The sequence below is a fragment of the Nonomuraea sp. AD125B genome, from assembly GCF_041402765.1.
In the GTDB taxonomy this organism is placed as follows: domain Bacteria; phylum Actinomycetota; class Actinomycetes; order Streptosporangiales; family Streptosporangiaceae; genus Nonomuraea; species Nonomuraea bangladeshensis.
The window spans coordinates 393,566-406,914 of sequence record NZ_JBGLOU010000004.1 but is presented as its reverse complement, the minus strand read 5'-3'; the positions used below and the strand labels follow the sequence as shown (position 1 = coordinate 406,914).

Below are 13,349 nucleotides of genomic sequence, written 5' to 3'. Positions count from 1 at the left end.
GACCGGCGCTACCGGGGCTTCTGATCCTCCGGGTCCTTCGGCACCCGGCAGGCGTGCTCCAGGTAGAGCGCCGCGACCACCAGCACCACGCACGCCGCGAACGACCCCGTGGCGATGAAGAACTCCGAGCGCGGCGTCTCGCGGTCGAGGATGCCCACCGTGTGCAGCGCGAAGCCGGCGAACCCGCCGCCGAAGGCCGCCCCCGCGTACGCCGACGCCTTGGCCAGCGCCGCCAGCCGGGCCACGGCCAGCGGCTCCACCGGCTTGGTGCCCGGCTTGCGGGCGATCCTGGCCTTGGTGATCCAGCCGCTGTAGCCCTCGCCGAGTGCCAGCAGCAGCAGGGTCGGGATCGCGGTCCACGGCAGGAGCCACGCGATGTCGCCATAGAACCGGTGCAGCAGCGCCCAGGTGAGCAGCGCGAGAACGACGAGGATGCCGACCAGGTGGCCGGGGTGCGTGGGCCTCAATCGGGCCTCTGCAAGGTCAGGTCGGGCCGCGGCCGCACGCCCTGCCGGTCGAGCCCGGCCAGCAGGTCGACCACCCGGCCGTGGCCGGGCACCACGGCCGCCGGGTCGGCCTCCAGCCAGGGCACCAGCACGAACGCCCGCTCGTGCGCCCTCGGGTGCGGCAGCGTCAGGTCGGGGTCGTCGCAGACGGTCTCGCCCACGACGATGAGATCGACGTCGAGGGTGCGCGGCCCCCAGCGCTCGGCGCGCTCCCGCCCGAAGGCGTTCTCGACGCTGAGCGCCCGCTCCAGGAGCGTGCGCGGCTCCAGCGTGGTCTCGGCGACCACGATCGCGTTGAGGTAGGGGTCCTGCCCCTCGGGGCCGCCCACCGGATCGGTCTCGTAGACCGGGGACGCTTTCACGAATTTGAGGCCCGGCGCGTCGAACAGGGCGTCGACCGCTCCCTGGAGGATCTGGAAGCGGTTGCCCAGGTTGCTGCCGAGCGCGATGACGGTCTTCATACGCGACTCCGCTCGATCGTCACGACCACGTCGTCGAAGGGCAGCGGGATGGGCGCCGCCGGCTTGTGCACGCTCACCTCGACCTTGACCACCGGCTCGTACGCCAGGCAGACCTCGGCGAGGCGCTGCGCCAGCGTCTCGATGAGCTGAACCGGCTCGCCCGACACCACCCGCGTCAACTCCTCGGCCAGCTCGCCGTAGTGGACGGTCGCCGTGAGGTCGTCGCCGGCCGCGGCCGGCGCGGTGTCGAGGAACAGCGTGGCGTCGATCACGAACTCCTGGCCCAGCTCGCGCTCGGCCGGGAGCACGCCGTGCCGCCCGCGGGCCCGCAGGCCCCTGAGCGCGATGCGATCAAGGCTCAAGCTCGCCGTCCTCCTCCTCGTCGTCGTCGCCCTGGAGCACCGGCGAGCCGTGGTGCATCCACAGCCGCCAGCCCTGGGAGGTGCGGAGGTAGACGTTGCTCGCGACCACCTTGCCCGCCGCGAAGCTCGCCTCCCCCTCGTCGCCGGCGGTGAGGATGTTCTCGACGCAGGTGAGGACGGCCACGTCGCCCAGCACGGTGGTGTTGACGTCGGTCAGCACGAACTGGATGTAGGTCGTGTTGGCCATGATCAGGGCCCACGAACGCAGCACCTCGGACCGCCCGGTCAGCAGCGCCCACCCGGGGTGCACGCAGCTCACCTGGTCGTCGGCGGTGTCCTCGGCCCAGATCTCGGTCATCTTGTCGAGGTCGCCGCCCTCGATCGCGGTGTAGAACTCCTGGTTGACCGTCTCGATGGCGGCCGTGTCGACGCTCATGTGCCTGCTCCCGCTCGTGTCCATGCGGCGGCCACGCGCACCGCGTCGGCGTTGGGGCCGACCTCGTGCACGCGTACGCACCAAGCGCCCGCCTGAGCCGCCAGGGCGGTCACGGCCAGGGTGGCGTCGTCGCTCCTGCTGAACGGCCGGGGTGTGCCGTCGGGGTCGGCCAGCAGCCGCCCCAGGAACCTCTTGCGCGACGCCCCGATGAGCAGCGGATAACCCAGCTCCGCCAGCTGGGGGATGCCGGCCAGCACCGCCCAGTTGTGCTCGGCGTTCTTGGCGAAGCCGAGGCCGGGGTCGAGCACGATCTGCTGCTCCGACACGCCCTCGGCCAGCACCAGGCTCACCCGCTTGCTCAGCTCCTCGCGCACCTCGCCGACCACGTCGTGGTAGACGGCCCTGGTGTGCATGTCGTGGCTGTGGCCGCGCCAGTGCATCACGACGTAGGAGACGCCGGTCGCGGCCACCACGCGCGGCATCTCGGGATCGGCGAGCCCGCCGCTGACGTCGTTGACCAGCCGCGCGCCCGCCTCGACCGCGGCCCGCGCCACCTCGGCGCGCATGGTGTCGACGCTGACGGCCACGCCCTCGGCGGCCAGCGCCCTGATCACCGGGACGACCCGCGCCAGCTCCTCCTCCAGGGAGACCCGGGCGGCGCCGGGACGGGTGGACTCGCCGCCCACGTCGACGAGGTCGGCCCCCTCATCGACCAGCTCGAAGCCGTGCCTGATCGCGGCCGCCTCGTCGAACCAGCGGCCGCCGTCGGAGAAGGAGTCGGGGGTCACGTTGACCACGCCCATGACGAGACACCGCTCCGCCCCTCCCGGCACGCTGATGGGCATGCTAGTCATGGGCCAAGCCTAGGCGTTCCACCACACCTGCTGACATCGCGGGTCCCCGGTTGTGGATAAGGATGGCTCACCTGCCGAGGATGAGCGCCATCGCCTCGGAACGGGTCTTGTCGCTGGTGCGGAAGTCGCCGCGGACCGCCGAGGTCACGGTCTTCGCGCCCGGTTTGCGTACGCCGCGCATGGTCATGCACAGGTGCTCGCACTCGACCACCACGATCACGCCGCGCGGCTCCAGCACGCGCATCAGCGCGTCGGCGATCTGAGACGTCATCCGCTCCTGCACCTGCGGGCGGCGGGCGAAGACGTCCACCAGCCTGGCCAGCTTGGACAGGCCCGTCACCTGGCCCCGCTGGTTGGGGATGTAGCCGACGTGGGCCAGGCCGTGGAACGGGACCAGATGGTGCTCGCAGGTCGAGTAGACCTCGATGTCCCGGACGAGCACCATCTCGTCGTGATCGACGTCGAACACCTTGTTGAGCACGTCTTCGGGCGTCTGGCCGAGGCCGGAGAACTGCTCGGCCATGGCCCTCGCCACGCGGGCGGGCGTCTCGACCAGGCCGTCGCGGTCGGGGTCCTCGCCGATGGCGGCGAGGATCTCGCGGACGGCCTTCTCGATGCGGGCGAGGTCGACGTCGTGCTGTGTCACAAAGTGCTCCGGTGGTGCTTGCTTCAGACGCCGTCGCCGCCGGCCGGCAGCGCGTCCTGGTGGCCCGAGGTCAGCGAGCCGTTGGCCGACTGCTTCTCCTTCGGCGTCAGGATGGGCGGCCGGTCCGAGGGCAGGCGCTTGCCGTATCCCGCGTAGGACGGACGGTGCTCCTTGACGACCACCGGCGCGAAGATCTGCAGGACCTGCTCGCGGGAGAGCGTCTCCTTCTCCATGAGCTCCAGGACGAGGTTGTCGAGGACGTCGCGGTATTGGACCAGGATGTCCCACGCCTGGTCGTGCGCCGTCTCGATCATCCGGCGGACCTCCTCGTCGATCGTGGAGGCGATCTTCTCGGAGTAGTCGCGCTCGTGGCCCATCTCGCGGCCGAGGAACACCTCGGCCTGGCCGCTGCCGAACTTGCGGGCGCCGAGCTGCTCGCTCATGCCGTATTCGGTCACCATGCGGCGGGCGACCGCCGTGGCCTTCTCGATGTCGTTGGAGGCGCCGGTGGTGGGCTCGTGGAAGACGAGCTCCTCCGCCGCGCGGCCGCCGAGCAGCATCGCGAGCTGGTCCATCATCTCGGACCTGGTGGCGAGGAACTTGTCCTCCATCGGCAGCGTCATCGTGTAGCCGAGCGCGCGGCCGCGGGACAGGATCGTGATCTTGTGCACCGGGTCGGAGTTGGGCAGCGCGTGCGCCACCAGCGCGTGACCGCCCTCGTGGTAGGCGATCATCTTCTTCTCCTTGTCGGACATGACCCGCGTCTTGCGCTCGGGCCCTGCCATGACACGGTCGATCGACTCCTCGAGGAGCTCCATCGTGATCAGCTTCTGGTCGGCCCGCGCGGTGAGCAGGGCGGCCTCGTTGATCACGTTGGCCAGGTCGGCGCCGGTGAACCCGGGGGTGCGGCGGGCGATGGTGTCGAGGTCGACGTCGGGCGCGAACGGCTTGCCCCGGCCGTGGACCTTGAGGATGCCCTTGCGGCCCTCCAGGTCGGGACGGTCGACGGTGACCTGCCGGTCGAAGCGGCCCGGACGCAGCAGCGCCGGGTCGAGGATGTCGGGCCGGTTGGTCGCGGCGATGAGGATCACGCCGCCCTTGACGTCGAAGCCGTCCATCTCGACGAGGAGCTGGTTGAGCGTCTGCTCGCGCTCGTCGTGACCGCCGCCGAGGCCGGCGCCGCGGTGACGGCCGACCGCGTCGATCTCGTCGATGAAGATGATCGCCGGGGCGTTGGCCTTCGCCTGCTCGAACAGGTCGCGCACGCGGGAGGCGCCGACGCCGACGAACATCTCGACGAAGTCGGAGCCGGAGATCGAGTAGAACGGCACGCCCGCCTCGCCCGCGACCGCGCGGGCCAGCAGGGTCTTGCCGGTGCCGGGCGGGCCGTAGAGCAGCACGCCCTTGGGGATCTTGGCGCCGATCGCCTGGAACTTGGCCGGGGCCTGCAGGAACTCCTTGATCTCCTGGAGCTCCTCGATGGCCTCGTCGGCACCCGCGACGTCGGCGAACGTGGTCTTGGGAGTGTCCTTGCTGATGAGCTTGGCCTTCGACTTGCCGAAGTTCATCACCCGGGAGCCGCCGCCCTGCATCTGGTTCAGCATGAACAGGAAGATCAGCACGATGATGACGATCGGCAGGAAGCTCATGAGGATGCTGACCAGGAGGTTCTCCTGGGGCACCTCAGTGGTGAAGCTGTCCGTCTTCTTGGCGTCGACCTGCGCCTGGAGCTCGTCGGTCAGCTTGCTGCCGTAGCCCGTGACCCAGTAGGCCTGGACGAGCTTGGTCGGCTGGTCGCCTTTGCGCACGGTGACGGGGTTCTTCAGCGTCACCTCGATGCGGTTGTCCTTGTCGACGACCTTGGCGTTGCTGACATTGCCGGCGCGAATCTGCTGGAGCACCAAGGACGTGTCGGCCTGCTTGAAGTTTCCGCCGCCACTCCACAGCTGGGTGACGAGCAGGAGCAGCACGACGATGCCCAGGATCCACAGCAGTGGCCCACGTGTAAATCGCTTGAGATCCATCCGATGCGGAACCCCTTGCGGGCCCGTCCCTTCCTGACCATGGCCTGGAACCCCGGGCGTGCCCGGGGCCGCGGCATCCGGCACCGCGACTTCTGACTACCCGAAGGGGACTCAAGGTCACCCTTCCGGAGTCTGAAGGTACACCGGCAGAGCGGGCGGAGGGACCGCCCGCTACACCGGCCTTGCCCTATCAACGTACGTCACGTTGCGCGATGTTCCCGGCCGTGGCAAGAGAGAACGCTTAACGTTCTAACGGTAAACGTGGGGCGCGAGAGTGCCGATGAACGGCAGGTTGCGGTAACGCTCGGCGTAGTCGAGCCCATAACCGATGACGAACTCGCTGGGAATGTCGAAGCCGACGTATTTGACGTCGATGGGCACCTTCACGGCGTCGGGTTTGCGCAGCGCGGTGCAGATCTCCAGCGAGGCGGGATTGCGCGACTTCAGGTTCTCCAGCAGCCAGTGCAGCGTCAGCCCGGAGTCGATGATGTCCTCGACGATCAGCACATGGCGGTTCAAGATGTCGGTGTCCAGGTCTTTCAGCACGCGGACCACCCCGGACGACTTGGTGCCTGCGCCGTAGGACGACACCGCCATCCAGTCCATCTGCACGGGCACGTGCAAGGCCCTGGCCAGGTCGGCCATCACCATGACGGCGCCCTTGAGCACGCCCACGAGCAGAACGTCCTTGCCCGCGTAATCGTCGTCGATGCGCCCGGCCAGCTCTTTGATCCTGGCCTGGAGGTCGTCCTCGGAGATGAGCACTTTTTCCAGGTCATTGCCCATGTCGGCAGCGTCCACCTGTGGTTCCTTACGCGTGGGGACTCTTGGCGAGTATCAGGGTGCCATACCGCCGTGCGGCGCTCAGACCCCCGGGCAGATCGGCGGGCTTCTGCCCGCGCCAGCGGGTGACCAGCCGGTCCACGGCCAGCACGTGCGTCGCGGAGAGCGCCCCGGACGGCGCTCCCGCGGCGATGGCCGCCCGGCGCAGCACCCGCCGCCTGACGGCGTCCGGCAGCCGCTCCAGCTCCGCCACCGAGAGGGTGACGGATCCGGCGATATCGCTTAGAGCGCAATCCCGGTAGGCCGAATCGGCCCATGCGTCGAGCGCGTCGGCGTCCTCGCGAGCCATCCGCGCGGTACGCGCGAGCGCGTCCGCCACCCCCGGCCCGAGCTCCTCCTCCAGCACGGGCAGCACCCGGCGGCGGACGCGGACCCGGGTGTAGCGGGGGTCGTCGTTGTGGGGGTCGTCCCAGGGGTCGAGCCCGAGCGCCCGGCAGGCGGCCACGGTGGTGGCCCGCGGCAGGTCGAGGAAGGGGCGGCGGTAGAGACCGGCCCGCGCCGCCATCCCGGACAGCGAGCGCGGCCCGCTCCCCCTGGCCAGCCCGAGCAGCACGGTCTCGGCCTGGTCGTCCCTGGTGTGGCCGAGCAGCACGGCCGCGGCGCCGTGCCGGTCGGCGGCCGCGGCGAGCGCGGCGTAACGGGCCTCCCTGGCCGCGGCCTCGGGACCGCCCGCCGTGCCCACCGTGACGGTGAGCACCTCCGCGGGGTCGAGCCCCAGCCGCGCGCCCTGGGCGGCGACCGCCCGCGCCCGCTCGCCCGACCCCTCCTGGAGCCGGTGGTCGACGGTGAGCAGCCCGCCGCGCAACCCGGCCCGCGGGGCGGTGAACGCCAGCGCGGCGGCCAGCGCGGTGGAGTCGGCCCCGCCGCTGCACGCCGCCAGCACCAGGGCCTCGGGCGGCAGGTCGGCGAGCGCCTCCCGTACGGCTCTGCGGACGTCGGCTACGGCTGGATGTGGGCCCACGACCGTCATTGTCGCGGGTCCGGGCCGCTCCGGGTCAGGCGGGCAGGGCCGGGGTGTCGATCACCCGGTTGATCCACAGGCCGGGGTCGGCGATCTCCTGGGTGGTGGGCAGGGTCTCGGCGCTGGTCCAGATCTTGTTGAAGCCGTCCATGCCGACGCGGCCGACGACCGTGCGCACGAAGGCCGAGCCCTCGGCGTACTGCTTCATCTTGACCTCGATGCCGAGCAGCCGGCGGACGGTGCGGTCGAGGCGGGAGCCGCCCTCACGGCGATGGGCGAACTTGCCGCGGATCTCGGCCACCGACGGCACCACGGACGGGCCGACGGCGTCCATCACGTAGTCGCCGTGCCCCTCCACGAGGGTCATCACGGCCGTGAGGCGGTCGAGAATGGCCTTCTGGGCGGGCGACTGGATGACGTCGATGAGGTTGCCCTCGCCGCCCCGCACCACGTCGGCGACCGTGTCGGCGGCGCCGCGCAGGCGTTCGAGCAGCGTGGGCAGGTCGAGGTCGGAGGCCAGCAGGAACTCGGTCATCTGCGAGCGGACGTATTCGCGCAGCCAGGGCACGCCCGTGAACTGCACGCGGTGGGTCTCCTCGTGCAGGCACACCCACAGCCGGAAGTCGTGCGGGTCGACGCCCATCTCGCGCTCGGCGTGGACGATGTTGGGCGCGACGAGCGTCAGCCGCCCGGCCGGCTCCTGACCGGTCGGGTCGGGCGGCAGGAACAGCTCGTACTGGCCGAGCACGCGCGAGGCGAGGAAGGCCAGCACCGCGCCGACCTCGACGCCGGTGATCCGCGAGCCCACGGCGGTGACGATGGCGGGCGGCGGGTTGGGGCTGTTGCCCACGCGCTGGGTCAGTGGTTCGAGCACCACGCGGAAGCCCTCGACGTTGGCCCTGATCCAGCCGGGCCGGTCCACGATGGTCGCCGGCTGCGGCGCAGTCTCCGTGTGGATCTTCGTGAACTCGCGTACGTGGCCCTCTGCCTCACGCGACAGGGTGCGGAGCTCGGTGACGGCCTGCCTGGCCTCCTCCCGGCTCACTTGAGGACCGGGGCGCACGAGGCGCGTGCCGGTCGTGACGGCCAGATCCCAGTCGATCACCTGCATACCGTCCACCGTACGTGCTTCCGGTCAAGACCGCGCGACGATGGCCGCGAGCCGGTCGAGCACGGGCTCGGCGTTGACCGGCACCTGGTCGGCCAGGAAGGCGAAGGTGACCAGCCGGCCGTCCTTCGTCGTGGCCAGCCCGGCCAGGGTGTTGACGTTGTTGAGCGTGCCGGTCTTGGCGCGTACGAGGCCCACCTGGCCGCGGCTGTCGCGGCCGGTGAAGCGGCGGCCGTTGCCGAGCGTGCCGGAGAACCCCGCGATCGGCATGCCGGAGGCGACCGCGTGCAGGCCGGGCGAGGCCGGCGAGCCCGCCATGGCCACCAGCTTGGCGAGGGCGGCGGCGCTGATGCGGTTGCGGATGGACAGGCCGCTGGCGTCGGACAGCGCGACCCCCTGGGCGGCGCCGAGCCGCTGGAGCACCGCGATGATCGCCTTCGTCCCGCCGTCGAACGACGCGGGCTGCCCCTCCTTGATCGCCACGTGCCGGGCGAGGGCCTCGGCCAGGTCGTTGTCGCTGTGGGTCAGGGTGTGCTCGACCAGCGCGTAGACGGGTGCCGAGTCGACCCGGCCCAGCTCGGCGGCCCCGGCGGGGGCCTTGCCCGGCCGGACCGGCTTGGCCACCGTGACGCCCTTCCCGCGCAGCAGCCGGGCGAAGGCCGCGGCGGCGTGGGCGGGCGGGTCGGACACGCGCGGGGTGTTGGAGCGCGGGTTCTGGCGGCCCTCGTCGATGGCGAGCGCGTGGACGGGGGCCACGTTGCCCTCGGGGATGTAGCCGGGCTTCCAGCCGGGGGCCGTGGCGGGGCCGGTGTACAGAGACGTGTCGTAGGTGAGGGTGACCTTCTTCACGTTGCGGGCCTTGAGCGCGGCGGCCGTACGGGAGGCCAGGGTGGCGAGGCTCGCCTGCTTCGGGTAGCCGCCCTGCCGGGCCGACGGGCCGGCCAGCAGCGGGTCGCCGCCGCCGACGAGCACCACCGTGTCAGGAGCCGCGCCCTGCACCACGCGGGTGGACAGCCGGGCGTCGGGGCCCAGCGAGGCGAGCGCCGCGACGCAGGTGACGATCTTGGTGGTGGAGGCGGGGGTGATCGGGGTGTCGGCGCCGGCCGCGAAGATCCGCTCGCCGGTGGCCGCGTCGAGGACCACGGCGCCCACTCGTTTTCCGAGCGCTTCGTCACCCAGCGCGTCGGTGAGCTGTCGCGTCAAAGTACCCTTGGTCGGGAGAGGTCCGCCTCCTGACTTCACCGAAAGCCCGGCCAGCACCGGCCCCGAGGTGACCACGGGGGCGGGAGGAGGAGACCCTTCCGGCGAGGACGCCGTCGGCTCGGTCGGTGACGTCTGCCTCGTCAGCGCGCCCAGGCTGAAGTCGGTGGTCATCGCGTACACGCCGGTGACGACCGTCAGCACCTGGAGCACGGCGAGGGTGGCCAGCATCACCAACCGGTCGTGCCGCGCCACGTCTGCCCTCTCTCCTGTGTTCGCCTAGAGACATTAACGCCCGTCCGGGGGTGCCCGGGGGCTTGAGCGGAGGAACCGCGGTGGAGTTCGACGTTGTCGTTGAGATTCCCAAGGGGCAACGGAACAAGTACGAAGTGGACCACGAAACCGGGAAGATCAGGCTCGACCGGCTCCTGTTCACCTCCACGCAGTACCCCGCCGACTACGGCTTCATCGAGAACACCCTGGGCGAGGACGGCGACCCGCTGGACGCCCTGGTGCTGCTCCAGGAGCCGACGTTCCCCGGCTGCTACATCACGTGCCGGGCGGTGGGCATGTTCCGGATGACCGACGAGAAGGGCGGCGACGACAAGGTCCTGTGCGTGCCGTCCACCGACCCGCGGATGCACCACATCCAGGACATCCATCACGTGTCGGAGTTCGACCGGCTGGAGATCCAGCACTTCTTCGAGGTCTACAAGGATCTGGAGCCCGGCAAGTCCGTCGAGGGCGCCAACTGGGTGGGCCGCGCCGAGGCCGAGGCCGAAATCGAGCGCTCCTTCCAGCGGCTCAAGGAGTCCGGCGGGCATCACTGACACGCTCATGGGGCGCGTTTCACAGGGGCCTGGTGGCGCCCACCAGGTCCCCCCGCCAGATGGAGGCCACCCGCACCACGTCGCCGGTCTGCGGGGCGTGCACCATCAGGCCGCGGCCCACATAGATCCCGACATGGTGGATCGTGCTCGGGTCGCTCGTCACGTGCGCGAAGAACAGCAGGTCGCCGCGGCGTAGCCGGTCGAGCGGGACGTGCGGGCCGGCCGTCCACTGGGTGCCCGTCCAGTGGTCGAGCGCGACGCCGGCCCGCTCCCACGCGCGCATGGTCAGGCCCGAGCAGTCGAAGGTCGCGGGGCCGTCGGCCGCCCACACGTACGGCTTGCCGAGCTGGGTGAGCGCCCAGTCGGCCGCCACGTCGCCCATCGCCGAGCCGCCGGTCATCAGCCCGGCGGCGGAGGCGGCCACCGCCCGCCGCCTGGCCAGCAGGTCGGCCCGCGTGCGGGCGGCGTCCACCCTGCGCTGCAGGCGGTGCTCGCGGGCCCGCAACGCCGTCGTCTCGCGGCGCTGACTCTCCACCGCCTCCCTGGCGGCGTCCTTCGCCGCGCGGGCGCGTTCGGCCATCACCTGCTGCTCCGCCCGCGCCTCCGCCGCCTGCGTCCGCAGGATCGCGGCCACCTGCTGGGCGTCGCGGAGCCTCGCGAGCATCGCCGCCCGCTCGCCGCTGAGCTGGCCGAGCACGCTCGCGCGGTGCAGCGCGCCCTCGTCGTCGCCGTGGTCGGTGAGCAGGCCGAGGATCGGGCCCAGCATGCCGAGTCCGCCGTACGCCTCGGCGGCGAGCAGCGCGACCGGCTGCCTGGCCCGTTCGACCTCGGCGTCGGCGGCGGCCAGGCGGGCCTGGGTCTCGCGGGCCTTGTCCTCGGCGGCGCGCAGGCTCACCAGCTGGCCGTTGTACGCCTCGACCAGCCGCTCCACGTGGGCGGCCAGGGTGGCGAGCCGGGACTGCGCCGTGGCCAGCCTGGCGCTGGTGGTGGCGAGGGCGAGGGAGCGTTCGCGTACGGTCTGGCGGGCCTTGCGGAGGTCGTGGGTGCCGGGGCGCGGCTCGGGGTGGGCGGCCGGGCACAGGGCCACCAGGAGGCAGCCCGTCAGCAGCGTGGCCCGAATCGTGCGCATAGGTCCCCCCCGGAAACAATGGTGACTCTATGCACACGATTCCCACCTGTTTCACTCACGTAACGTGACGGAGCGGCCCGGGTCACGGGGTCGTGGCCGACGGCTCCTCGGCGGTGGCTGTCGTGGTCGGCGCGGTCGGTGCCGTGGTCGGCAGCTCGGGCGAGGACGCGGGCGGTGCCGTGGTCGGCGGCGTGGTCGGCTCCTGTGTCGGAGGCTGCGTCGGCGCCTCGGTGACCGTCGGGGTCGGCCGCGGCGGCAGGCAGTGCGGACGGAAGCGGCCCCGGCAGGGGCGGTCGGGCCGGCCGTGGTGCGAGGGCGTGGCCGAGCTGCCCGGGATCGGGCCGCGAGGGCCGTGCGGGTTGCCGGGGTCACGGGGATTGCCGGGATTTTGTGGATCGCCGGGATCGATCGGGCTGGGCGGCTCGGCGGCGGCGGGATCGCCGGGCCGGCGGTCGGGCGGACCGGCTTTCGGCTCCGTCGGGTCGCCGGCGGCAGGGGGACGGCCGGTCGGCGCGGAGCGCGTGACGACGGCGGCCGGCTCGGCCGCCGCCGGGATGCCCGTGGCGTTCGCGACGGGCTCCACGGTCACGGGAGCGTCCTCGGGGCGGTCCTGCCAGGGCAGACGTACGGCGGGCGGCTCGCCCGCGGGCGGGAACGCGGCCGTCGCCACGTCCGAGACGACGCCGTCCCGGCCGAGCCCCTGGAGGATGACCGCTATCGCCACCACGGCCCCGACCGCCGCCAGGAGGCACGCCAGCGCCCTCGGCCACCGCCGAGCCGCCTTCTTCTGGGGGAGGGGAAACCCGGCGACGCCCAGGCGCGAGGTGCGGCGGGCGACGTACCGGCGGTAGGGCGCGAGCTCGGGGTCGGCGAAGCAGCTCAGCACCCGCAGTCGCAACGCGTCGGGCAGCTCCGGCTTCGGGAGCAGCTCGAAGACCTTGGCCGCGGCGACCTGCCGGCCCCGGCGCGGGGCGCAGATCGCGCACTCCGACAGGTGGCGGACCAGCCGCTCGCGCTTCTCCGTGGTCAGGCGGCCGGAGAAGCCCCTCAGGATGGCGGCCCGGCGCGGGCAGTCGCCCGGGTCCTGGCCGGCGAGGAGTTCGACGGTGATGGCGTCGCGCAGGCGGCGGAGCGCGGCATCGCGCGCGGGCTCGACCTGGCGGCCGGGGATGCCGAGCACCAGGGCCAGCTCGGCGTCCGGCAGCTCGTGCTGGATCGTCAGCTCCAGCAGCTCGCGGTCGGCGGGCGGCAGGCTGTGCACGGCGTCCCACGCCATGATCTGCAGCCGCGAGTCCCCCGGGCCGTCCGGCAGCTCGTCCAAGGGCCACTCGGCGTCCGGCGTCCACTCGGCGTCGGGCGCGCCGGCGCCTGGTGCGGCAGAGGCGGACGTGCCCGCGGCGGGCGGGACAGCGGCGGGCGGGACGGGGGCAGGTGAGACGGGGGCGGGTGAACCTGGGGATCGCGGACCGGCGCCCGACGAGGCGGAGCCCGGCGAGCCCGAGGATGGCGGGGTGGAGCCGGGCAAGCCCGAGGAGGGCGAGCCAGAGGAGGGCGGGCTGAAGCCGGGCGAGCCCGAGCCGGCCGCCCCCGAACCTGCCGCTCCCGAGCCGGCCGCGCCGGAGCTGGGCGGGGTCGAGGAGGGTGGGGTGCGGGTGGTGGCGGTGCGGCGGCGGAGGCATTCGGCGCGGGCCAGGGCGTACAGCCAGGACCGCAGCCGGGCGGGCTCGGCCAGGGCGTCGGCGTGTGCCTCGGCGGCTATGAGCGCGTCGCGGAGCGCCACCTGGGCGGCGTCCGCGTCGCGGAGGAGGGACCGGCAGTAGCGGTAGACGCCCTCCGCGTACGCGTCGTAGAGCACGGCTGGGGCTCCGGGATCGCGGGCGCGAAGGGCTTCCACCAGGTTGCGGTCGTTCATATGACCGAGGGTAATGGATTGGTAACTAATAGTTCTACCGTTTCCGCGCCGATGGCATCGCTTGTCGCGCTACCACC

Annotated in this window: 14 protein-coding genes; 1 reads left to right on the top strand and 13 read right to left on the bottom strand. The window is 72.2% G+C overall.

Features of this window, described 5'->3' with window-relative positions; genetic code table 11:
* Positions 1 to 8: 8 nt before the first annotated feature.
* The 11 genes from ACBR40_RS13870 to dacB all read right to left on the bottom strand — a co-directional run bounded on the left by ACBR40_RS13870 (position 9) and on the right by dacB (position 9,656).
* The gene (locus ACBR40_RS13870) at positions 9 to 467 is read right to left on the bottom strand and encodes a DUF3180 domain-containing protein (RefSeq protein WP_344213595.1); all 459 of its coding nucleotides are present in this window, start codon (positions 465 to 467) and stop codon (positions 9 to 11) included.
* Positions 464 to 967: a 2-amino-4-hydroxy-6-hydroxymethyldihydropteridine diphosphokinase gene (folK, locus tag ACBR40_RS13865; protein ID WP_344213597.1), complete on the bottom strand. Its 504-nt coding sequence runs from the start codon at positions 965 to 967 to the stop codon at positions 464 to 466. The genes ACBR40_RS13870 and folK overlap by 4 nt, the downstream gene beginning before the upstream one ends.
* The gene (gene folB, locus ACBR40_RS13860; protein WP_371248912.1) at positions 964 to 1,329 is read right to left on the bottom strand and encodes a dihydroneopterin aldolase; all 366 of its coding nucleotides are present in this window, start codon (positions 1,327 to 1,329) and stop codon (positions 964 to 966) included. The genes folK and folB overlap by 4 nt, the downstream gene beginning before the upstream one ends.
* Entirely contained in the window at positions 1,319 to 1,765 is a 447-nt protein-coding gene (locus tag ACBR40_RS13855; RefSeq protein ID WP_020540842.1) for a nuclear transport factor 2 family protein, read from the bottom strand. The genes folB and ACBR40_RS13855 overlap by 11 nt, the downstream gene beginning before the upstream one ends.
* On the bottom strand, positions 1,762 to 2,568 hold the full coding sequence (gene folP, locus ACBR40_RS13850; RefSeq protein ID WP_344214076.1) for a dihydropteroate synthase: 807 nt from the start codon (positions 2,566 to 2,568) through the stop codon (positions 1,762 to 1,764). The genes ACBR40_RS13855 and folP overlap by 4 nt, the downstream gene beginning before the upstream one ends.
* A 118-nt stretch (positions 2,569 to 2,686) precedes the next feature.
* The gene (folE, locus tag ACBR40_RS13845) at positions 2,687 to 3,292 is read right to left on the bottom strand and encodes a GTP cyclohydrolase I FolE (RefSeq protein ID WP_051112430.1); all 606 of its coding nucleotides are present in this window, start codon (positions 3,290 to 3,292) and stop codon (positions 2,687 to 2,689) included.
* Positions 3,289 to 5,289 (bottom strand): ATP-dependent zinc metalloprotease FtsH, encoded by a 2,001-nt coding sequence (gene ftsH / locus ACBR40_RS13840; protein ID WP_344213602.1) that lies wholly within the window; start codon positions 5,287 to 5,289, stop codon positions 3,289 to 3,291. Before ftsH ends, folE begins: the two co-directional genes overlap by 4 nt.
* A 249-nt stretch (positions 5,290 to 5,538) precedes the next feature.
* On the bottom strand, positions 5,539 to 6,090 hold the full coding sequence (gene hpt / locus ACBR40_RS13835; RefSeq protein ID WP_329588489.1) for a hypoxanthine phosphoribosyltransferase: 552 nt from the start codon (positions 6,088 to 6,090) through the stop codon (positions 5,539 to 5,541).
* Between the two features lie 10 nt (positions 6,091 to 6,100).
* On the bottom strand, positions 6,101 to 7,102 hold the full coding sequence (tilS, locus tag ACBR40_RS13830) for a tRNA lysidine(34) synthetase TilS (RefSeq protein WP_371248911.1): 1,002 nt from the start codon (positions 7,100 to 7,102) through the stop codon (positions 6,101 to 6,103).
* Positions 7,103 to 7,127: 25 nt separating this feature from the next.
* On the bottom strand, positions 7,128 to 8,204 hold the full coding sequence (locus ACBR40_RS13825; protein WP_364460625.1) for a zinc-dependent metalloprotease: 1,077 nt from the start codon (positions 8,202 to 8,204) through the stop codon (positions 7,128 to 7,130).
* A gap of 24 nt (positions 8,205 to 8,228) precedes the next feature.
* Complete coding sequence (dacB, locus tag ACBR40_RS13820) at positions 8,229 to 9,656, bottom strand: D-alanyl-D-alanine carboxypeptidase/D-alanyl-D-alanine-endopeptidase (protein ID WP_371248910.1); 1,428 nt, start codon at positions 9,654 to 9,656, stop codon at positions 8,229 to 8,231.
* Between the two features lie 80 nt (positions 9,657 to 9,736).
* Here dacB and ACBR40_RS13815 point away from each other — a divergent pair, with 80 nt between their 5' ends.
* Positions 9,737 to 10,231, top strand: coding sequence for an inorganic diphosphatase (locus ACBR40_RS13815; protein WP_091081296.1), 495 nt, complete (start codon positions 9,737 to 9,739; stop codon positions 10,229 to 10,231).
* Positions 10,232 to 10,250: 19 nt separating this feature from the next.
* On the opposite strand, the gene ACBR40_RS13810 is transcribed toward ACBR40_RS13815, so the two are convergent.
* Together ACBR40_RS13810 and ACBR40_RS13805 are read right to left on the bottom strand one after the other, a co-directional pair.
* A complete protein-coding gene (locus ACBR40_RS13810) occupies positions 10,251 to 11,360 on the bottom strand; it encodes an NlpC/P60 family protein (RefSeq protein WP_371248909.1) in 1,110 nt (369 codons plus the stop codon).
* A gap of 82 nt (positions 11,361 to 11,442) precedes the next feature.
* Positions 11,443 to 13,272 carry a hypothetical protein gene (locus ACBR40_RS13805; protein ID WP_371248908.1) on the bottom strand — a complete coding sequence of 610 codons (1,830 nt, stop codon included), beginning with the start codon at positions 13,270 to 13,272 and terminating at the stop codon, positions 11,443 to 11,445.
* Positions 13,273 to 13,349 lie beyond the last annotated feature (77 nt).